The sequence below is a fragment of the Streptomyces sp. F001 genome (genome assembly GCF_004187715.1).
GTDB lineage: Bacteria > Actinomycetota > Actinomycetes > Streptomycetales > Streptomycetaceae > Streptomyces > Streptomyces flavusporus.
The window spans coordinates 83,487-103,379 of record NZ_QZWF01000014.1 but is presented as its reverse complement, the minus strand read 5'-3'; the positions used below and the strand labels follow the sequence as shown (position 1 = coordinate 103,379).

At 70.1% G+C, this 19,893-nt stretch carries 22 protein-coding genes and 1 pseudogene; 14 read left to right on the top strand and 9 right to left on the bottom strand.

Going from position 1 to position 19,893, the window contains the following annotated elements:
* The first annotated feature begins 59 nt into the window (after positions 1–59).
* Complete coding sequence (locus tag StrepF001_RS33295) at positions 60–944, top strand: NAD(P)-binding domain-containing protein (RefSeq protein ID WP_129801901.1); 885 nt, start codon at positions 60–62, stop codon at positions 942–944.
* Between the two features lie 14 nt (positions 945–958).
* Here the strand turns inward: StrepF001_RS33295 and StrepF001_RS33290 are convergent, their stop codons facing one another.
* A complete protein-coding gene (locus StrepF001_RS33290; RefSeq protein WP_129801900.1) occupies positions 959–1,465 on the bottom strand; it encodes a DUF1579 family protein in 507 nt (168 codons plus the stop codon).
* An 11-nt stretch (positions 1,466–1,476) separates the two neighbouring features.
* A complete protein-coding gene (locus StrepF001_RS33285; protein WP_129801899.1) occupies positions 1,477–2,259 on the bottom strand; it encodes a TSUP family transporter in 783 nt (260 codons plus the stop codon).
* A 304-nt stretch (positions 2,260–2,563) separates the two neighbouring features.
* Here StrepF001_RS33285 and StrepF001_RS33280 point away from each other — a divergent pair, with 304 nt between their 5' ends.
* From StrepF001_RS33280 to nirD, 3 genes are read left to right on the top strand one after another with little or no spacing between them, the layout of a single operon-like run.
* A complete protein-coding gene (locus StrepF001_RS33280) occupies positions 2,564–3,775 on the top strand; it encodes an FAD-dependent oxidoreductase (RefSeq protein WP_129801898.1) in 1,212 nt (403 codons plus the stop codon).
* Positions 3,775–6,381: a nitrite reductase large subunit NirB gene (nirB, locus tag StrepF001_RS33275; RefSeq protein WP_129801897.1), complete on the top strand. Its 2,607-nt coding sequence runs from the start codon at positions 3,775–3,777 to the stop codon at positions 6,379–6,381. The genes StrepF001_RS33280 and nirB overlap by 1 nt, the downstream gene beginning before the upstream one ends.
* The gene (gene nirD / locus StrepF001_RS33270; RefSeq protein ID WP_129801896.1) at positions 6,378–6,728 is read left to right on the top strand and encodes a nitrite reductase small subunit NirD; all 351 of its coding nucleotides are present in this window, start codon (positions 6,378–6,380) and stop codon (positions 6,726–6,728) included. Before nirB ends, nirD begins: the two co-directional genes overlap by 4 nt.
* Before the next feature lie 83 nt (positions 6,729–6,811).
* On the opposite strand, the gene StrepF001_RS33265 is transcribed toward nirD, so the two are convergent.
* The 3 genes from StrepF001_RS33265 to StrepF001_RS33255 are packed head-to-tail and all read right to left on the bottom strand — an operon-like array spanning position 6,812 to position 9,371.
* Complete coding sequence (locus StrepF001_RS33265) at positions 6,812–7,189, bottom strand: hypothetical protein (RefSeq protein WP_129801895.1); 378 nt, start codon at positions 7,187–7,189, stop codon at positions 6,812–6,814.
* Positions 7,186–8,757 carry a SulP family inorganic anion transporter gene (locus tag StrepF001_RS33260; RefSeq protein ID WP_240797792.1) on the bottom strand — a complete coding sequence of 524 codons (1,572 nt, stop codon included), beginning with the start codon at positions 8,755–8,757 and terminating at the stop codon, positions 7,186–7,188. Before StrepF001_RS33260 ends, StrepF001_RS33265 begins: the two co-directional genes overlap by 4 nt.
* Positions 8,754–9,371 carry a carbonic anhydrase gene (locus tag StrepF001_RS33255; RefSeq protein ID WP_129801894.1) on the bottom strand — a complete coding sequence of 206 codons (618 nt, stop codon included), beginning with the start codon at positions 9,369–9,371 and terminating at the stop codon, positions 8,754–8,756. The genes StrepF001_RS33260 and StrepF001_RS33255 overlap by 4 nt, the downstream gene beginning before the upstream one ends.
* 222 nt (positions 9,372–9,593) lie before the next feature.
* On the opposite strand from StrepF001_RS33255, the gene StrepF001_RS33250 reads away from it, so the two are divergent.
* From StrepF001_RS33250 to StrepF001_RS33235, 4 genes and pseudogenes are all read left to right on the top strand, one after another.
* The gene (locus StrepF001_RS33250; protein WP_129801893.1) at positions 9,594–10,373 is read left to right on the top strand and encodes a response regulator transcription factor; all 780 of its coding nucleotides are present in this window, start codon (positions 9,594–9,596) and stop codon (positions 10,371–10,373) included.
* Positions 10,370–11,877 (top strand): annotated as a pseudogene (locus tag StrepF001_RS33245) (HAMP domain-containing sensor histidine kinase). Before StrepF001_RS33250 ends, StrepF001_RS33245 begins: the two are co-directional and overlap by 4 nt.
* A gap of 193 nt (positions 11,878–12,070) precedes the next feature.
* Positions 12,071–13,015 carry a superoxide dismutase gene (locus tag StrepF001_RS33240; RefSeq protein ID WP_129801892.1) on the top strand — a complete coding sequence of 315 codons (945 nt, stop codon included), beginning with the start codon at positions 12,071–12,073 and terminating at the stop codon, positions 13,013–13,015.
* Between the two features lie 59 nt (positions 13,016–13,074).
* Positions 13,075–13,491, top strand: coding sequence for a TIGR03668 family PPOX class F420-dependent oxidoreductase (locus tag StrepF001_RS33235; protein ID WP_129801891.1), 417 nt, complete (start codon positions 13,075–13,077; stop codon positions 13,489–13,491).
* A gap of 1 nt (position 13,492) precedes the next feature.
* On the opposite strand, the gene StrepF001_RS45860 is transcribed toward StrepF001_RS33235, so the two are convergent.
* The 3 genes from StrepF001_RS45860 to StrepF001_RS33225 form a co-directional block, all read right to left on the bottom strand.
* Positions 13,493–13,645, bottom strand: coding sequence for a hypothetical protein (locus tag StrepF001_RS45860; RefSeq protein ID WP_165396434.1), 153 nt, complete (start codon positions 13,643–13,645; stop codon positions 13,493–13,495).
* Positions 13,646–13,829: 184 nt separating this feature from the next.
* Complete coding sequence (locus tag StrepF001_RS33230; protein WP_129801890.1) at positions 13,830–14,858, bottom strand: alcohol dehydrogenase catalytic domain-containing protein; 1,029 nt, start codon at positions 14,856–14,858, stop codon at positions 13,830–13,832.
* 256 nt (positions 14,859–15,114) lie between these two features.
* Positions 15,115–15,990 carry a universal stress protein gene (locus StrepF001_RS33225; RefSeq protein WP_129801889.1) on the bottom strand — a complete coding sequence of 292 codons (876 nt, stop codon included), beginning with the start codon at positions 15,988–15,990 and terminating at the stop codon, positions 15,115–15,117.
* 270 nt (positions 15,991–16,260) lie between these two features.
* Between StrepF001_RS33225 and StrepF001_RS33220 the strand changes: the two genes are divergently transcribed.
* The 5 genes from StrepF001_RS33220 (at position 16,261) to StrepF001_RS50195 (ending at position 17,915) form a co-directional block, all read left to right on the top strand.
* Complete coding sequence (locus StrepF001_RS33220; protein WP_129801888.1) at positions 16,261–16,875, top strand: hypothetical protein; 615 nt, start codon at positions 16,261–16,263, stop codon at positions 16,873–16,875.
* A 40-nt stretch (positions 16,876–16,915) separates the two neighbouring features.
* Positions 16,916–17,050: a hypothetical protein gene (locus StrepF001_RS49700; RefSeq protein ID WP_276322860.1), complete on the top strand. Its 135-nt coding sequence runs from the start codon at positions 16,916–16,918 to the stop codon at positions 17,048–17,050.
* An 11-nt stretch (positions 17,051–17,061) separates the two neighbouring features.
* Positions 17,062–17,352 (top strand): DUF1876 domain-containing protein, encoded by a 291-nt coding sequence (locus StrepF001_RS33215; protein ID WP_129801887.1) that lies wholly within the window; start codon positions 17,062–17,064, stop codon positions 17,350–17,352.
* Positions 17,353–17,457: 105 nt separating this feature from the next.
* Positions 17,458–17,667, top strand: coding sequence for a hypothetical protein (locus StrepF001_RS50200; RefSeq protein ID WP_346656975.1), 210 nt, complete (start codon positions 17,458–17,460; stop codon positions 17,665–17,667).
* Entirely contained in the window at positions 17,664–17,915 is a 252-nt protein-coding gene (locus StrepF001_RS50195) for an Hsp20/alpha crystallin family protein (RefSeq protein ID WP_346656974.1), read from the top strand. Before StrepF001_RS50200 ends, StrepF001_RS50195 begins: the two co-directional genes overlap by 4 nt.
* Before the next feature lie 125 nt (positions 17,916–18,040).
* Here the strand turns inward: StrepF001_RS50195 and StrepF001_RS33205 are convergent, their stop codons facing one another.
* Positions 18,041–18,691, bottom strand: coding sequence for a CBS domain-containing protein (locus StrepF001_RS33205; protein ID WP_129801886.1), 651 nt, complete (start codon positions 18,689–18,691; stop codon positions 18,041–18,043).
* A 221-nt stretch (positions 18,692–18,912) separates the two neighbouring features.
* Between StrepF001_RS33205 and StrepF001_RS33200 the strand changes: the two genes are divergently transcribed.
* Positions 18,913–19,830 (top strand): pyridoxamine 5'-phosphate oxidase family protein, encoded by a 918-nt coding sequence (locus tag StrepF001_RS33200; protein WP_129801955.1) that lies wholly within the window; start codon positions 18,913–18,915, stop codon positions 19,828–19,830.
* The last annotated feature ends 63 nt before the right edge of the window (positions 19,831–19,893 follow it).

Below are 19,893 nucleotides of genomic sequence, written 5' to 3'. Positions count from 1 at the left end.
CCACCCACTCGGAAGTACGTACTTGAGCAGGCCGATCCCCTTCGACGAGTCTGAACGCCATGACCGACCACCTCTCTTCCCGCACCCCCCTCACCCTCCTCGGCACCGGCGCCATGGGCACCGCCCTGGCCCGCGCCTGGCTCGTCGCCGGGCATCCCGTGACCGTCTGGAACCGGACCCCCGCCCGCGCCGAGGCACTCGCCGCCGAGGGTGCGACCGTCGCCGGGAGCGCGGCGGAGGCGGTGTCCGCCAACCGGCTGGTGATCGCCTGCCTCCTGGACGACGTGTCGGTCGGCGAGGCCCTGTCCGACGCCGACCTGTCCGGGCGCGACCTGGTCAACCTGACCACCGGAACGCCCGCCCAGGGCCGTGCCCGCGTAGTCTGGGCAAAGGCGCGTGGCGCCCGTTTCCTGGACGCCGGGATCATGGCCGTACCGCCGATGATCGGCAGCCCGGACAGCGGGGCGTTCGTCTTCTACAGCGGCTCCACGGCCCTCTTCGAGGAGCACCGGGACGTCCTCGCGGTCCCTGCCGACCCCCGCTACGTCGGCACGGACGCCGGGTTCGCCGCGCTGCACGACGTGGCCCTGCTCAGCGCCATGTACGGGATGTTCGCCGGGGTGGCGCACGCCTTCGCGCTGATCCGCCAAGAGGACATCGCGCCCAGGGACTTCGCCCCGCTGCTCGTGTCGTGGCTCACCGCGATGGCGCCCGCCGCGCTGGAGACCGCCGACAAGCTGGAGAGCGGCGACTACACCAAGAACGTCGTCTCCAACCTCGCCATGCAGGTCGCGGGCAGCGCGACGTTCCTGCGCACGGCCGAGGAGCAGGGCGTGAGCCAGGAGCTGCTGAGGCCGTACCTCGACCTGATGGCGCGCCGCCTCGCGGACGGCCACGGCGACGAGGACACCACGGGGGTGGTCGATCTCCTCCGTCGACTTTGATCAAACGGCTTTGATCAATCGACTTTGATGAGAGTGACCTTCATGGACGGCCGGTAGGTCGTTCCGTCATCGGTGCGCTCGTGCAGGACGGTCTGGACCCGGTGGTCGTCGCTGAGCTCCACGGTGGAACGAGTGGTGTCGCCCTGGTAGGTCCATGTGTCGCCACGCGCCACCAGGCTGCTGACGGTCACGTTGCCCTGGCTGTCGAAGAAGTGTGACCGGTAGGCGCCGCTCGTCTCGTCGTAGCCGATGATCTCTGTGCCGCCGACGTCGAACTCGCCGATGCGCCCGTATGCCGAATGGACGATGAAGAACCCACCAGGAGCCCACTCGTACACATCGGAGGTGGTGATCTTCGACCCGGGGCTGCCGTCATCGTTGATCATGTGGCCTTCGTTGATCCATCTGCCCACCCAGACGTCGAGGGCATCGTGCTGGGGCCCTCGTCCGGATCCCTGACCGTCGGCGTGCTCTGTGCCTCGGTTGACTGCGACTACTCGTTGCGTCGCCTCGTCCGTCATGTCTGCTCCTCTCACGCCACCCACTGCTCGTACGCCAGGTTCGCCACCAGCGCGAACACCACCGTCAGCAGCACGATCCGGACGAAACCGCTGCCCTTCTTCAGTGCGGTGTGCGCGCCGAGCGTTCCGCCGGCGAGGTTGAACACGGCCATCAGCCCCGCCAGCTGCCACAGCACCGCACCCTGCCAGGCGAACATCGCCAGCGCACCCGCATTGGTGCAGCAGTTGACGATCTTGGCGGTGGCCGAGGCGGTGACCAGGTCGAGGTGCAGGACGGCGGTGAGGGCCAGCACCAGGAACGTACCGGTGCCGGGGCCGATGAGCCCGTCGTAGAAACCGATGCCGAGGCCTGCGAGGCCGATCGCCGCGAGGACGCGGCGGCGGCTGACCGGGCCCGGCGCCGGGGCCGTGCCGAACGCGGGCTTGAGGATCACGAAGGCGGCGACGCCGAGCAGCACCACCATGATCACCGGCTTGAGCACGTCCGTGCTCATCCCGGCCGCGAGGAACGCCCCGCCCGATGATCCCGCCAGCGCCGCGAGCCCGATGCGTACGGCCGTGCGCACATCGACGGGTGTCTTGCGGGCGTACGTCACGGCCGCGCCCGTCGTGCCGACGATGGCGACCGCCTTGTTGGTGCCGAGGGCGGACACCGCGGGCGTGCCGGCCGGGAGCCCGAGCAGCAGCACGGGGAGCAGTAGCAGGCCGCCCCCGCCGACCACGGCATCGATCCAGCCGGCCGCGAGGGCGGCGAGGCACAGGAGGACAACCATGGTCAGAGATATGTCGGGCATGATCGGGACCCTATGGACGGGGCGGTTGTAGCGTCCACGGATTTCGCGGGTACCGGCGATCTTCTGAGGGTCTTCTGAGGTTCGGGCCGCGGGCACCGACATCTTCCGGCTGGCGCCGCATCCCCCGTACACGATGGGGCCTGCACGGAAACCCGGGTTCGGCCTGCCCGCCCTCCCGGCCTCACAGCCACCCCGGGCCCTCCCCGGCAACCCTCACATCCACCCCCCCCCGCTGAGGGCAGAGTTCCCCGCGTGAAACAGACGTGATGCGGCCGGGTAACACCCGCCCCGCACGCTCATGAGCATGACCTCGAATACGCGTGTGGTGGTGATCGGCGCCGGCCTCGCGGGCGTACGGCTCGCCCGGCGGCTCGGTGAGCTCGGCACGCCCGCGCTGCTCGTCGGCGAGGAGGAGCACCGGCCGTACAACCGGGTCCTGCTCGCCGAGGTGCTGGCCGGACGGTACAGCCCGGAGGTGATCTCCCTCCCGGCGCCCGCGGAGCTGACCCGTGCCCGGGTGACCGACATCGACCGTGACGAGCGAACCGTGCGCTGTGCGGACGGCTCGGAGATCGCATACGACACGCTGGTCCTGGCCACCGGCTCCAACCCGGTCCTGCCGCCCCTGCGCGGCCTGTTCACCCCGGACCACGTCCTGCCCGAGGGCGTCCACGCCTTCCGCACCATGGACGACTGCCTGGGCCTGTCCAAGGCGGTACGGCCGGGTGTGCGGGCGGTCGTCATCGGTGGCGGTCTCCTCGGGGTCTCCGCGGCCCGCGCGCTCGCCGTACGCGGGGCGCAGGTCATGCTCGCCCAGCAGTCCGAGCGGCTCATGGAACGCCAGCTCGACCCGGCCGCGTCCAAGCTCGTCAAGCGGCACCTGACCGACCTGGGCGTCGAGGTACACACCGAGTGCCGGGTGCGGGACGTACGCGTCGTCGGCGGCGCCGTCCGCTCCGTGGAGATGGCCGACGGGTACGCCCTCGACGCCGACCTCGTGGTGCTGGCCTGCGGCGTCCGCCCCCGCGCGGGCCTCGCCAAGGCCGCCGGGCTCGCCGTGCACAAGGGCGTCCTCGTCGACGACGAACTGCGTACGTCCGATCCGCACATCCGGGCCATCGGCGACTGCGCCCAGCACGACGGCACCGTGTACGGACTGGCCACTCCCGCCCTCGAACAGGCCGACGCGCTCGCCCTGTCGCTGGCCGGCGACGCGGCCGCCCGCTACACCGGCACCCGTTCCCTCACCCGCCTCACCCTCGCCGGTCAAGCCCCCTTCGACCTCGCCGCGTTCGGCGAGACGGAACCCCTCCCCGGCGACGACGTCGTGCAGCTCGCCGACGCCACCCGCGGCACCTACCGCAAGGTCGTCGTCCGCGACGACCGCCTGGTCGGCGGGGTCCTCGTCGGCGAACTCGGCACCGTCGGCGCGCTCGCCCGCGCCTGGGAGGGAGCAGAGCCGCTCCCCGACGACGGCCCCCTGCTCCACCTGCTCACCAACGATGGAGGCTCCTGATGTCCACGACCCCCACGATCGTGCTCGTCGGCCATGGCATGGTCGGCCAGCGCTTCCTCGAAGCGCTCGCCGAGCGCGGCCTGACCGCCACGCACCGCGTGGTCGTGCTGTGCGAGGAGCCGCGTCCCGCCTATGACCGCGTCCAGCTGACCTCGTACTTCTCGGGCAAGAGCCCGGACGACCTGTCCATGACGGACATGGAGTTCATCGAGAAGCACTCGATCGAGCTGTACGTCGGCGACGCCGCCGAGACCATCGACCGCGAGGCCCGCAAGGTCACCGCCCGGTCGGGGAACGTCTTCGAGTACGACACCCTGGTCCTGGCCACCGGCTCGTACCCGTTCGTCCCGCCGGTCCCCGGCAAGGACGCCGAGGGCTGCTTCGTGTACCGCACGATCGAGGACCTCCTCGCCATCGAGGAGTACGCCAAGTCCCGGGCGACGACCGGTGCGGTGGTCGGCGGCGGGCTGCTCGGCCTGGAGGCCGCGGGCGCGCTCAAGGGGCTCGGGCTGTCCACCCACATCGTGGAGTTCGCGCCGCGCCTGATGCCGGTGCAGGTGGACGACGGCGGTGGCGCGGCCCTGCTGCGCACCATCGAGGACATGGGCCTGACCGTCCACACCGGCACGGGCACCCAGGAGATCGTCGCCGACGCCTCGGGCGCCGTGGCTGGCATGAAGCTGTCCGACGGCTCCGAACTCGCCGTCGACATGGTGGTGTTCAGCGCCGGCGTCCGCCCCCGCGACCAGCTGGCCCGCGACTGCGGCCTCACGGTCGGCGAGCGCGGCGGCATCACCGTCGACGAGCAGTGCCGCACGGTCAACGACCCGCATGTGTTCGCGATCGGCGAGTGCGCGCAGGCGGCGGACGGCCGGGTGTACGGCCTGGTCGCCCCCGGTTACGAGCAGGCCGAGACCGTGGCCGCCACGATCGCCGCGGACGAGGCCTCCTTCACCGGCGCCGACCTGTCCACCAAGCTGAAGCTGCTCGGCGTCGACGTGGCGTCCTTCGGCGACGCGCACGGCACGGCCGACGACTGCCTGGACGTCGTCTACTCCGACTCCCGCTCGGGCCTGTACAAGAAGCTGGTCATCGGCCGCGACGGCACGCTGCTCGGCGGCATCCTGGTCGGCGACGCGGAGGCGTACGGCACGCTGAAGGCCTTCACCGGCTCGGTCCCGCCGGTCTCGCCCGAGTCGCTGGTGCTGCCCGCCGGTGCCGGGGCCCCGGCGCAGCTCGGCCCGTCCGCGCTGCCGGACGAGGCGATCATCTGCTCCTGCAACAACGTCGCCAAGGGCACGATCCGCGGCGCGGTCACCGACCACCAGTGCACGACCGTGCCCGAGGTGAAGAAGTGCACCAAGGCCGGTACGACCTGCGGCAGTTGCGTCAAGGTCCTCGGCCAGCTCGTCAACGCCGAGCTGGAGGCCGGCGGCGTCGAGGTCGACAAGGGCCTGTGCGGCTGCTTCTCGCAGACCCGCGAGGAGCTGTACGAGATCGTCCTGGCCCTGCGCATCACCTCGTACCAGGACCTCCTCGACCGTCACGGCCGTGAGGGCGCCCGGGGCGGCGACGGCTGCGAGATCTGCAAGCCTGCCATCGCCTCGATCATCGCCTCCCTCGCACCGACGATCGGCGCGAACGGCTATGTCCTGGAGGGCGAGCAGGCGGCGCTCCAGGACACCAACGACCACTTTCTGGCCAACCTCCAGAAGAACGGCTCGTACTCCGTCGTCCCTCGTATCCCCGGCGGTGAGATCGCCCCGGAGAAACTGATCGTGATCGGCGAGATCGCCCGCGACTTCGGCCTCTACACGAAGATCACCGGCGGTCAGCGCATCGACATGTTCGGCGCGCGGGTCGAACAACTCCCGCTGATCTGGGCGCGGTTGGTGGACGCCGGCTTCGAGTCCGGGCACGCGTACGGCAAGTCGCTGCGCACGGTGAAGTCCTGCGTGGGCCAGACCTGGTGCCGCTACGGCGTCCAGGACTCCGTCCGTATGGCGATCGACCTGGAGCTGCGCTACCGGGGCCTGCGCTCCCCGCACAAGCTGAAGTCGGCGGTGTCGGGCTGCGCCCGTGAGTGCGCCGAGGCCCAGTCGAAGGACTTCGGCGTGATCGCCACCTCCAATGGCTGGAACCTGTACGTCGGGGGCAACGGCGGCGCCACCCCGCGCCACGCGGACCTCCTCGCCCAGGACCTGTCCGACGCCGAGCTGATCCGCCTGATCGACCGGTTCCTGATGTTCTACATCCGCACCGCCGACCGCCTGGAGCGCACGTCGACCTGGCTGGAGCGGATCCCGGGCGGCCTGGAGCACGTACGGGATGTGGTCGTCCACGACTCCCTCGGCATCTGCGACGAGCTGGAGAAGCTGATGGCGGCGCATGTCTCGCACTACCGCGACGAGTGGTCCGAGACCATCAACGACCCCGAGAAGCTGGCCCGGTTCGTCTCCTTCGTGAACGCGCCCGACGCCCCCGACCCGGTCGTCGGCTTCGTCCCCGAACGCGACCAGATGAAGCCGGACCTGCCGCTGCTGTCGATCGGCATGCGGCCCACGGAATCCAAGGAAGCCGCCCTGGAAGGAAGCGCCCAGCGATGACCCTGGCACCCGAGACGACCGACCTCAAGGTCCAGCTTCAGCTGGCCGACGGCTGGTTCACGGTCTGCGACCTGAACCGGCTGCTCCCCGGCCGCGGAGTGGCGGCCCTGCTGCCGGACGGCCGCCAGGTGGCCCTGTTCCGCGACCGCAGGGGCGAGCTCTACGCCATCGACAACCGTGACCCGTTCAGCGGCGCGGCGGTTCTCTCCCGCGGCCTCATCGGCACGCACCAGGGCCGCCCGTTCGTCGCCTCCCCACTGCTGAAGCAGCGCTTCGACCTGGTCTCCGGGCAGTGTCTGGACGACGAGTCGGTGCGGGTGGGGACGTACGAGGTGCGGGCGGCCTGACTGCGACGAGGGCTCCGCGGCGGCCGGTTTGTCACCGGCCGCCGCGGAGCCCTCGGTTGGTTCGGCCCACGTTCAGCCCAGGTTCAGCCCACGCGGTCGCTCGCTTCCGGGAGGGGGCGCGTGTCCAGGTAGAACCACTCGGCCGTGGCGCTCGGGGCGGGTGAGGACTCCGCGCCGGGATAGGCAGCGGGCAGGCTTACCACGTCGGGATAGCCCACCGGCCCGGTTGCCGTATCGGGATACCCGACCGGTTCGGTTATCACGTCCGGATACCCCGTGGGCACACCTGCCGCGCCGGGATACCCCGTGGGGACGCCTGCCGCCTCCGGATACCCCGTCGGCACACCTGCCGCACCGGGATGCCCTGTGGGGACGCCTGCCGCGTCGGGATGCCCCGTCGGCACGCCCGCCGCACCGGGATACTCCACCGCCTCGGCCTCCGCGCCCGCCGAGCCCGTCACCCTCTCCCCCGCGTCTTCGCCTCCGGCACCCGCACCCCCGTGTCCGTCAGCTCCGGCATCAGCAGCTCCACCCGAAGCCCCGCCCCCCGCTGCTGGCTCACGAACTCGTCGATCTGCGTGCGGCAGGCATGGTCCAGGTGGGTCACACCGAGCAGGTCGAGCCGGATGCGCGGCTTGCCCGAGGTCGCGGCCTGTTCCAGGGCCTCGATCAGGCGCGGCAGCCGCAGGAAGGTCGCGTTGCCGGCCATGACGACCTTGGCGGTGTCCTCCTCGATGTGCTGCCGTACGACCGCCTGGGACATCCGCAGCGCGGCCAGCACCACCCCGGCCGCGAGGCCGACGAGGACGCCCTCCAGCAGCGCGGTGGCCGTGATGACGAGGGTGGTCAGCGTCATGACGGCGAACTCCCCCCGGTCCTGGCGCCACATCTTGGGGAACTCGTCCGGCGCGAACAGCTTCCAGCCGCTGTGCACCAGCACCCCTGCGAGCACCGAGATCGGGATCAGCGCGAGGACCTGCGGCAGCAGCAGGGCGAAGGCGAGCAGCCACAGCCCGTGCAGGGTGCGGGAGATCCGGGTCTTCGCCCCGGCCTGGACGTTCGCCGAGCTGCGGGCGACGACCGCCGTGATCGGCAGCGCGCCGAGGATGCCGGCGACGGTATTCCCGGCGCCCTGGGCGATCAGCTCGGTGTTGTACTTGGTGCGCGGTCCGGTGTGCATACGGTCCACGGCCGCCGCGGTGAACAGGCTCTCCGCCGACGCGATCACCGTGAAGGTGAGGATCGCGGTGATGATCCCGGCGTCGGCGAGCCCCGCGAACTGCTCCGGCCCCGGCATGTCGACCGCGTCCGCCAGGTTGCCGACCTGGAGCGTCTTCACGTTCACGCCCGGCAGTGCGGCGATCGCGATGCCGATACCCACGGCGACGAGCGCGGCCGGGATCTTCTTCACCGGGCCCGGCACCTTCTTCCAGACGAAGCTGAGCACGATGGTGACGACGCCGAGCCCGGCCGCGATCATCGCCTGCGGATCGGCCGCGACGTCGGCGACCAGCCCGGGGACGCCGGCGATGTTCTCGAACGGCGTGCCCGGGGCCTTCGCGTCGGACATCGGATACAGCTGACTGAACATCAGCGGCAGCCCGATGCCCGCGAGCATGCCCTGGACGACGGCCAGGGAGATCGCCTGGAACATCCGGCCGAGCTTCACCAGCCCCAGCACGATCTGGAGGATGCCGGTGAACAGGACGATCACTCCGAGCATGACGACGCCGTGCTCGAGCACGGTCTCCGCGACGAGGGCGGCGAGACCGGCCGCCGGACCGCTGACCTGGAGGGTGCTTCCCCGGATCGCCCCGACCACCAGCCCGCCGATGACCCCGGAGATGATCCCCAGCTCGGCCGGCACCCCGGAGGCGACCGCGACACCGATGCACAGCGGCAGCGCCACCAGGAACACCACGAGCGAGGCGGTGATCTCGGTGCCGAGGTCGGCCTTCGCGGACGTACCGGGACCCTTGCCGGAACCGCCCTTCCGGGGCCCGGCCGCCCGCCGGTGCGCCCCGCTCATGACCCGTGCACCCGGAACCGGCCGTCCTCGTCCAGCTCATGGACCGTGCCGGTGTCGATCTCGTAGTACCAGCCGTGCAGCCGCAGCCGGCCGGCGTCGATCATCCGCCGGGCGACCGGATACCCGCGCAGGACGGCGAGTTGGTTGCGGACGTTGAGCTGCACGACCTCGCGCAGCGCCGGATCCCCCGACCGCCTTCCCTCCTCGCCGAGTACGGGTTCCAGCCCCGGCCGCGCAAGCTCGAGCCACGCGTCGACGCGCGGCAGCCCGGACAGATCGGTGCCGTGTGTGAGCGCGCTCATGGCCCCGCAGTGGGAATGGCCACACACCACGACGTCCTGAACGCCCAGCACTTCGAGCGCGTACTCGATGGTGGCGGCCTCACCGGAGGCCGCGCCCTGCTCGTCGTACGACGGCACGATATTGCCCGCATTGCGCAGCTCGAATATCTCCCCGGGCCGCGCTCCGGTGATCAACGCGGGAATCACCCGAGAGTCCGAGCAGGTAATGAACAAGGCCTCGGGAAATTGCCCGACGGCCAGTTTCCGGTATTCGTCGCCCTCGAAGTCGACTCGTCGCCTGAACGAGCGGGCGCGGTCCAGCAACGCCTTCATCGTGCCTCCCTGACACTGGTTCCGACCAGGAGCCACGAACGTAGGGGCCCGCACCCCAGAGGAAGGTTAAGCGAACCCCAAGGCAAAGAAATACAAGCGGTTTCTGAGGGCCATTTCACAAAGGTCCGGAATCGATGTCCGCGCCTGTGCATTTCCTTGTAGCGTGTCTACTCCCACAGCACGGGATTCGTGCTGTCCGGATTCATGGAGAGACAGGACGCCATGGGCGTACAAGTGCTGCTCATCGAGGACGACGAGTCGATCGCCGAACCGCTCGCCGACGGACTGCGGCACTTCGGCCTGACGGTCCACCACGTCGCCACCGGCGCGGAGGGGCTGGCGGGACCGTACGGCGATGTCGTGCTGCTCGACCTCGGCCTGCCGGACATGGACGGCATCGACGTCTGCCGCGGCATCCGCCGGTCCTCCGACGTCCCCGTCATCATCCTCAGCGCGCGGGGCGAGGAGGCCGACCGCGTGCTGGGTCTGGAGCTGGGCGCCGACGACTATCTGGCGAAGCCGTTCAGCGTACGGGAGCTGGTGGCCCGGATCCGCGCCACACACCGCCGCCACCGGCTGCCGCCCGCCACCGACCCGTACGCGCAGCAGTCGTCGTACGAGGGCGAGTCGGCCGGCCACGAAACGCCGTACACCGATCCGGCGGACGACACCCCACCCGCATCAGCCGGCCCTCTCGTGGTGGACCGGCGGACCCGGCAGGTGTGGGTCGGGGACGTGCCCGTCACGCTGACGCCGAAGGAGTTCGAACTGCTGGCGCTGCTGTCCGAGGACGCCGGAGCGGTCTACTCGCGGCAGGAGATCCTCAACCGGGTCTGGGACGACCACTACGAGGGCCCCACCAAGACCCTGGACGTGCATGTCGCCACCCTGCGCCGCAAGCTGGGCCACCCGGCGTGGATCCAGACCCTGCGGGGCGTCGGCTTCCGGCTCGCCGTGCGCAGCCCCGCACCGGACCCTCCGCACGGTCCCACCGCCTCATGACCCGCCGGCTGCTGCTGAGCCACCTCAGCCTGGCCGCGCTCGTCCTGCTCGGCCTGGAGATTCCCCTGGGGTTCGTCTACACGCGGGCCGAGCGCGAACAGATCGTCAACTCCGCGAACAGCGAGGCGGATTCGGTCGCCGCGTACGCCGAGTTGTCGCTCACCGCCCGGCGCCGCGACCAACTCGCCGAACGGGCCGAGCACTGCGCCGAGCGCATCGGCGGACAGGTGGTCGTCCTCGCCGCGGACGGCACCCTGCTGGCCGCGGCACCCCGGCTGTCCGGCGCGGAGGAACGCGACCTCGCCACCCGCCCCGAGGTCACGGCGGCGCTGCAGGGCAGGCCCTCCACGGACGTCCACGCCTCCACGATCGGCGGCGTGCACTACCTGTCGGTCGCGGCGCCGGTCGGACGTCCCACGGTACAAGGCGCCGTACGGATCACGCTCCCGACGGATGCGGTGCACTCCCGAGTACACCGGGTGTGGCTGCTGCTGGTCCTGGTGGGCCTCGCCGTCCTCACCGGCGTCGGAGCGGTGGCGTTCGCGTTCGCACGCTGGGCGGGCCGCCCCCTCCGGCGGCTGGAGGAGGCCGCGCACCGACTCGCCGACGGCGGCCCGGCCGCCCCGGTGCCGGTCACGTCGGGCCCACCGGAGGTACGCAGCCTGGCGGCCGCGTTCAACCGCACCGCGGCCCGCCTCGAACACCTCCTCGCCTCCCAGCGCGCTTTCGCCGGTGAGGCCTCCCACCAGCTGAAGACCCCCCTGGCCGCCCTCCGATTGCGCCTGGAGAACCTGGAACCGGCCGTCGCCCGGCGCGCCCGGCCCCGCCTCGCCGCCGCCATCACCGAGACCGACCGGCTGGCCCGGATGGTCGAGGGCCTGCTGGCGATGGCCCGCCTGGAGGAGGATGCGGCCACACCCGACCCGGTCGACGTGGGCGAGGTGTGCGCAGAACGGCACCGCGCCTGGCTGCCGCTGTTCGAACGCGAGGGCGTCTCCCTCGTCCTGTTCGCCGGCAGCGTGGGCCCGGTACTCGCCGTCCCCGGCGCCGTGGAACAGATCCTGGACAACCTCCTCTCCAACGCCCTGCGGGCCTCCCCGCCGACAGCACGGTCACCGTGGAGCTGCGGCTGCACACCCGGCCCGCCGCCCCCTGCGCGACAGCCCCCTGCTGGGTCGACCTGCACGTCACCGACGAGGGCCCCGGCATGACGGCGGAACAGCGCGCACGCGCCTTCGACCGCTTCTGGCGCGCGCCGGGCGCCCCGAAGGGCGGCAGCGGCCTGGGCCTGTCCCTGGTACAGCGCCTCGCCCACGCCAGCGGCGGCGAGGTGAACCTGCACCCGGCGGCCACCGGCGGCCTCGACGCGGTGGTCCGCCTCCCGTCCGCGGAGCCCCCGCAGGTACGCCCACGCCGCCCCATCCCCGTATACGCCGACGCGGCACGCCACGGCCACGACCTGTCCATCCCGCGCCCCGAGGTGACGAGGCCGTTCCGCTCGTAGCACCCTGGGTGGTGTGCAGGGGCCGGTGGGACCGGTGGGACACATGGCAACTCCCGGCCACCGACTGTCGAATTCCTGTCGAGTTCGCCACGGCGGTCGTGCTCCCCGAACTCATCGAGTTACATCGAGTTTCAACGAGTTTGAACGAGTCCCACCGACCCTTCTCACCCCACGCTTCACGGAGGCTCGAACCATGACGCGGAACGACCCCCGCCCCTCCCGGCGCACCGTACTCGGCGGTGCCGCGCTGGCCGCCTTCTCGGTGGCGGCCGGAACCGGCACGGCTGCGGCCGGCACGAAGACCACCTGGCCGACGGAGTTCCCGCTCCCCGACGGCTGGCTCCCCGAGGGCATCACCATCGGCAGCAGGCCGTATGCCTACATGGGCTCGCGCGCCAACGGCGCCGTCTACCGCACCGACCTGCGCACCGGCGAAGGCAAGGTCCTCTACCCGGGCGCGACGGGCACGGCATCGATCGGCCTGAAGCTGGACCGCGACGGCCTGCTGTACCTGGCGGGAGGCGCAGGCGGCACGGCGAAGGTGGTGGACGCCCACACCGGCGACCTGGTCAGGGCCTACCAACTCACCACCTCCACCCCCACGTTCATCAACGACGTCATCCTGACCGGCGACCGGGCCTGGTTCACCGACTCCCGCAACCCGGTGCTCCACGGCGTCCCGCGCGACGCCAAGGGAGCGGTAAGGGAACTCCCGTTGACGGGTGACTGGGACCAACTCCCCGACGTCAACAATGCGAACGGAATCGTGGCGACGCCGGACGGCCGCGGCCTGATCGTCGTGAAAAGCACCCCGGGCACGCTCTACCACGTCTCGCTGAAGACCGGCGAGGCGCGCGAAATCACCCTCTCCGGCACGGACTCGGTGGTGAACGGCGACGGCCTGGTCCGCATCGGCCACACGCTGTACGTGGTCCAGAACCGCCTCAACCTGATCAGCGTCTGGGACCTGGCCCGCGACCTCCGCACGGCCACCCTCCGCACCACGATCACGGACCCCCGCTTCGACGTCCCCACCACAGCCGCCCGCTACGGCAACCGCCTGTACCTGGTCAACGCCCGCTTCACGAGCCCGCAGACACCGGAGACGACGTTCAACGGGGTGGCGGTCCCTCTCTGACGACACGCACACCACACCGAGGCGGCACCTCCGGACAGGTGCCGCCCTACGGTGGACGCATGAAGCTCTCGCCACTCGATGCCCGGCAACGCTTCGTCGCGTCGCCGGTCGCCCGGCTGGCGACAGCCGACCCCCGAGGCGTGCCCCATGCAGTCCCCGTGACCTTCGTGGTCGAGCACGACGTCGTGTACTTCGCGGTGGACGACAAGCCCAAGAGCACCTGGGACCTGCGCCGCCTGCGCAACATCCGGGAGAACCCTTCGGTGACGGTGCTGGTCGACCACTACGACGAGGACTGGTCGAGCCTGTGGTGGGCCCGTGCGGACGGGCGCGGGGAGGTACTGGAGGACGGGCGGGAACGGCTTTCGGCGGTGGAGTTGCTGTGCGGCAAGTACGGGCAGTACCAGGACTCCCCTCCGCGGGGCCCTGTGGTCGCCGTCCGGGTGGAGCGGTGGAGCGGCTGGGCGGCTCGGTGAATCATCCCGTCAGTACGAACGCGGCGAACGACATGACGATCACGGAGACGACGCAGAACACGAGGTGTGAGCGCGGGTAGTCGTACCTGTCCCGCCTCACGCCCTCGTTGCTCTCGCCGCTCCACACCCTGAACAGCTTGCGCGTCGAGAACATCCCGATCGTCAGTCCGATGAGGGCGAACGAGTAATGGGGCCCGTCCCGGCGGCGTCATCGCCGTGGACGTCCGTGTCCGGCTGCTGCCACGGCGCGCCCACGATCCGCACCTAGGTCGGCTGCGCTGAGTGCGTCCAACTGCGGAGGCATGGTGTGTGCCGCGGGCTGCTCTTGGCTGGGCGCATCACTCGCGGTGCAGCACGACCTTGAGGGCGCCGGTGTCGGTGCCGTGGGCGAAGACCTCGTAAGCGTTCTTCATCCGGTCGAGGGTGAAGGTTTGTGTCACGAGCTGCGAGATGTGCAGGCGTCCGGATGTCACCAGGTCGAGCAGCCAGGGTATGGAGGAGGTGTCGACCTGGCCGGTGCTGATCGTCACGTTCTTGCGCCACAGAGCTTCGAGATGCAGTGTGGCCGGTTTGCCGTGCATGCCGATGTTGGCGATGTGCCCTCCTGGCCGCACGATGCGTGTGCACAGGATGAAGCTGTCCGGATCGCCTGCGGCCTCGATGGCCACGTCGGCTCCGGGGCCCTCGGACAGATCGGCGATCAGCCGCCCCGGCAGTTCGGCGGAGTCGGCGCCCAGGCGGGCGGCGGTTTCCAGCCGGGAGGGAGACAGGTCCACCGCGATGACCCTGCGAGGCGAGTAGATGCGCGCGGTGATGACCGCGGCAAGTCCTACAGGACCTGCGCCCACCACGGCGACGGTGTCTCCTGGGCCCACGTGTCCGTTGCGGACCCCGACCTCGTAGGCGGTGGGGAGGACTTCGGCGAGCAGGACCGCGTCGTCGAGGGCCAGGCCTGCACTCAGCCGGTGCGTGGAGTGGTCGGCGAAGGGCACGCGTGCGAACTCGGCCTGCGTGCCGTTGATCAGATTCCCGAGGATCCACCCGCCACCGAAGCGGCACTGTCCGTACATGCTGTCCCGGCAGAACGGACAGCGGCCGCAGGCCGAGACGGACGACACGATCACCTGGTCCCCAGGGCGGACGGAGTGGACCTCGCGGCCGATCTCCATCACCTCGCCGACGGCCTCGTGACCGAGGACCGTCCCTGGCTTCACGTCGGGGAGTTCTCCGCGCAGGATGTGCAGATCGCTGCCACAGATGCTGGTCGCGTCGACGCGCACGATCGCGTCGGTCGCCTCCTCGATCGCAGGATCGGTGACTGTGTCCCAGGAGGCCTGTCCGGGGCCGTGGTAGACGAGTGCTCGCATGGTCGCTCACTCCCTCGCTACCCCCCCTCCACCGTCGCCCTCGCGGAACGTGAGGGCAACCGGACCGTCGGGCTCTTCAAGGGACGACGGTCCACAGTCACGTGCCGCAGCTGCTCAAGCCCACCGGGGCCCTGTCTGTGGAGGCCGTCCATTCCCGCGAGGAGGCCACCAGTTGTATCGGCGCGTCTTTCGTCAGTCCGGCTCCATGTGGGGGTGGCGGAAGACCGGCATCGTCGGCTCCCCGCCGTGGTTCGGCTCAGTCATGCGGGACGACGGCGACGGGGCAGCGTGCGTGGTGGATGGCGGCTTCGGCTACGGAACCCAGGCGTGGTGCCAAGGGTCGACGGTGCTTGCGTCGGCCGACGATCAGCAGCCCGGCGCCCTCGGCGTCTCGTACGACGGCCTTGGCGGGGCTGTCGAGCCGGACAACGTCGACCACCTCCACTCCGGAGAACTTCTCGCGCCAGGGGCGCAGGGCCTGGCTCAGCTGCTTGTGCGCGTCCTGCGCGATCTCGTCGGTGACGTCGTGATCTACGCCCCAGGGAGTGTACGCATGGACCGGCAGGGCTTGGCCATGGATGACGCGAAGAGGCGTGCCGCGCATTGCGGCGGTGCCGAAGGCGAATTCGAGCAAGTTGTCGCACGGGCCGTGGAGTTTCAGTGCCACCACTACGGCGCCTGGCGTACCTGGAATGGGCGGCGGCCCTCCTTCGCGCTTCTCGGCACGCACCAGCACCACCGGCCGCTCAGCGCGTGCTACGACGGGCATGCTGATGTCGCCCAGGAAGTAGCTCTCGACGGGCGTCAGCCCCCGCGAACCGAGCACGATCATCTCGGACTCCGACGCCGCCTGCAGCAGTGCGTCCTGAGCGTCCTCGGCGACCAGATCGCCGACGACAGAAAGACCGGGGTGGCGTGCTTGGAGCTCCGCCCGCGCGTTGCGGACGATCCGCTTCGCCCAGTAGTTCTGATCGGTCTCCGAGGGGGCGTTGGTCGGTTCTGGCGCCAGCAGGGGCCACGCGTGCAGCAGGCGCAGCGTGGCCTTGCGCCGCCCGGCTTCATCAGCGGCCCAATGGGCGGCGGCGAGGCTCTCGGGTGAGCCGTCGAGCCCCACGGTGATGACTGGCTCCATGGCGGCTGCCTCCGTCTCGTAAGAAGCTGGTAGGAGGGTGAGTGAGTCCTCTTTGTCCAGACTGCGCCGACACGCCGAGCACGGCTTCTTCTCATTCGAGGAGTACCCCAAAGCACCTTTCTGCGCATGCGGACGCCGGTGCGGCGGGCCCGGCGGGCGGCCGGCCCGTGGGTCCCGGGTGGCCGCCCGCCGGGACCTTCGCCCCTTTGACCGGGGCCTGCCGCCGTTCGATCGTGGGGGAGGTGGCCAGCAATAGCTGGAGGTCATGTCATGAGCACACCGGGTTCGCCGTACGCATCCAGCCCCCACCCGCCGCATCAGAAGCACCCGTCCAAGGGCGCAAACCCGCTGAGGCGTACGTCCGACAGGATCGAATCCTGGTTCTTCCGATTCCTGATGCTCGTACTCGCCCTCGGACTACCGGCGGCCTCGGTGGGTGCGGGGTTGACGGCCTACGAGGCTTCGATGCGCGTCGTGCAGGCCCAGTCGGCGCAGCGGCAGGCGATCACCGCCCGGGTGGTTTCGGATGCCGAAGGAGCGCGGGATGGTGCGGAGGACGTCATGCAGCGGTCGCAGGTCCGCTGGACGGGTAAGGACGGCAAGGAGAGGACCGGAACGGCCACGGTGAAGGCGGGTACGCCCAAAGGCGTGACTGTACGGGTCTGGCTGGACCGGGACGGAACCATCACCAGTCCGCCGATGACCGCGGTCAACGCGACGGCCACCGCCTGGCTGGCGGGCGGCATGACAGCAGTCACGGTGGCCGCGGGGGTCCTCGCGGCAAGGGCGGGCATGCGCCGGGTGCTGGACGGCAGAAGGTACGCGCAGTGGGACGCCGAGTGGGACGTGGTGGAGCCGTCTTGGTCCGGGCGCTTCCGCCAGTGACAGAACACCTAGGGCTGCTCGGTTCCGAGGAGGTGCGGCGATGTCCGATGCGACGACCACCGATCTGTACGAGGTGACCATGGCGATGTCGTATCTGCGGGAGGGGATGACCGCCCCCGCGCCCCGGAGCCCGCAGCGAAGCACATCTGGATCGCATCGGTCCGTACCGACGTGAGGAGGAAAGCGATGCCGCACAGCGAGGAGTGGAGGGTTCACCTCTACCTCTTCGAGGACGAGGGAACCACCAAGGCACGTGTGGTGCTGGAAACCGGAGATGCGACGCTCACAGGCCACGGAGTCGCACACCGTAATCCGGCGGACACAGATGTGCCGGAGATCGGTGACGAACTGGCAGCGGGCAGGGCCATGCGCGACCTCGCCGAGCAACTGCTGGGCGCCGCCGAACGTGACATCGAAGGCATGGGCGCGGCCGCGACCGGGCCGGACCCTTACCAGGTCACTGGGTGGCCCATGTGACCAAAACCTCGCGGGTGTCCGGCTTCGGCTCGGGAACCCAACGAGCAGCATGTCCGCGCTCAAGGGCGGATGCGCTGCCGCCTCGGAGGGCAAGGAGGATGACCGATGACGCTACCTGTCCGTCGCGGTCGGGACGCTCTCCCGGCATGGGACCCGTTCCGCGAGCTTGAGGATCTGCACAGCCGGATGGACCAGCTCATCCGGTCCGCCTTCCCCGGTGCCGGTGAGCTCGGCACGGCCGAGGCGTGGTCGCCGCGGGCCGATGTCGAGGACACGAGGACGCGTACCTGGTGGAGCTTGAGCTTCCCGGCGTGAGCAAGGACCAGATCACCGTGGAGGTCACCGACGTCGAGCTCGATGTCCATGGCGAGATCAAGGAGAAGGAACGCAGTGGCGTGGTCCGGCGTCACACTCACCACATCGGGCAGTTCGACTACCGCACGAATCTGCCGCCGAACTCCGACACCGAGCACATCAGCGCGGAGCTGACCAACGGAGTCCTCACCGTGCGCGTCCCGAAAACCGAGAAGGCCAAGCCGCACCGCATCGAGATCACCGGCTGAGTCGAGTCAGAGGCGAGATCAGCCGGCCAAGGTCTGTGCGGGCTGGAGCGGGCTGGTGTTCCGGTCTCGTCCGCGCAGGGCCGGCGGTCCCGCCGTCAGCCCATGCTCCCAACCTCGGTCCGCGATCACGCGTCGGTCCGGTACGTGACGTGCTGAGCGACCGAGACCACACCGTCAACGCTCCGGCACAGCCTCTCGATGATGGGGATCAGGCTCTTGAACTCGACGGATCCGCCGAGGATGACCTGCCCCTCGTGTACTTCGACCGTCACCTCTGACGGAGCAAGGCCCATTGTCCGGTGGAGTACGTCCCGGGTGATCTCGTCGCGGATGGCGTCGTCACGGCGCAGGAAGATCCGCAGGAGGTCGCTGCGGCTGACGATGCCCTGCAGTCTGTCCGTCTCGTCCACCACGGGCAGTCGTTTGACGCCGTGGACCTCCATCAGGCGGGCGGCCTCGACCACGGTCCACTCCGGACGTGCGCAGACGGCGGGAGCCGACATCAGTTCCTCGGCCCTGGCCCCTTCGGCCTTCGCCCGCTCCCACGCCTCCAGATGCGGAATCGGTGTAAGGCCGGACGGGTCGGCCTGATCCGCGGACTTGCGCAGCAGATCGGCCTCGGACACCACACCCATCGGGCGGTCCAGCTCATCCACCACCGGTACGGCGGTGACATCGTTCTCCGCCAACAGCTTGACGATGTCTTTGAACGGCAGTTCACGCCGCGCCCGGACGACGTCTCGGGTCATGAGCTCTGCGACCGTTCGGTGGTGCATGTCGTCTCTCCCTTCCGGGCACGTGACAGCCAGTCGTGGTCACGTGTCAAGCGTGTCAGGAACCAGTCGCCCACGGGTGAGCCGCTCGGCCCGCGTTGTTGGGCCAGGGGTCCCGAGACCGGGTCTGCTCGGCCCCCGGATCAGGGTTTCTCGTCCCGTGCGGCGGCGCGTCGCGCGTGGCACGTTGGGTACAGCGACACTTTGAGGAAGTGGCGGCGATCATGCGAGCTCACCTCGGCGATCAACTCGTCATCGAAAGCCCGACGACCGGCGCTACCAGGCGCGACGGCGAGATTGTCGGACTCCACCATGCGGATGGAACACCTCCCTACGACGTGCGCTGGTCGGACACGCACGAGGTGACGCTGGTGTTCCCCGGGCCCGACGCGCATATCCGTCACCTGGAGCACGGGCCCGAGACAGCCCACGAGCCCTCCCGGACGGACATGGATGAACCGGGCGTCGTGTCAGACAGAACCCCGCCCTACGGGACACCCAACCCTGGCGACATCGGCCGACGCGTGGCCACCGAACGCGAACGACAGAGACTCACCCGGACAGAAACAGCCCGCCGCGCCAGGATGGCGCCGGACTACCTGGCGTACCTCGAAGAACAGCCGGCCGACCCGAGTCTCGCGACTCTCATCCGTCTGGCCGATGCTCTGGGCACCAGCGTCGCGGCCCTGAGAGGAGGCGGCCTCGATCTGCCGCCCGGCCAAGGCCTGGCGCTCCTCCACCCACAGCTGCGGGACCTCGGCCCCGATGAATGCCGCGCCCGGCTTTCCACGCACGGCGTGGGCCGCGTCGCGGTGTCGACGCCCGATGGTCCGGCGGTCGTCCCGGTGAACTACGAGGTCATCGACAACGCGATCGCCTTCCGGACCGCGCCCGAGTCGGTTCCTGCGGCGGCCGTGGGATCGGACGTCGCCTTTGAGGTCGATCATCTGGACGAGGCCATGAGCCAGGGCTGGAGCGTGCTCGTCGTCGGTCCCGCTCGGGTTGTTACGGAGCCCGACGCGGTGCGGCGGCTGACCGACCGTGCCCACACCGAGCCATGGGCGGGCGGCGAACGCGAGATGTGGGTGTCGATCCAGCCCCAGCGCCTCACCGGCCGTCGTATCAGTCCGGCCGATCGGTAAGCGGTCACGGACTGCCGCTGCCACCGGCGCACATTTTCCTGAGCAGGGATCCCGCGACAGGAG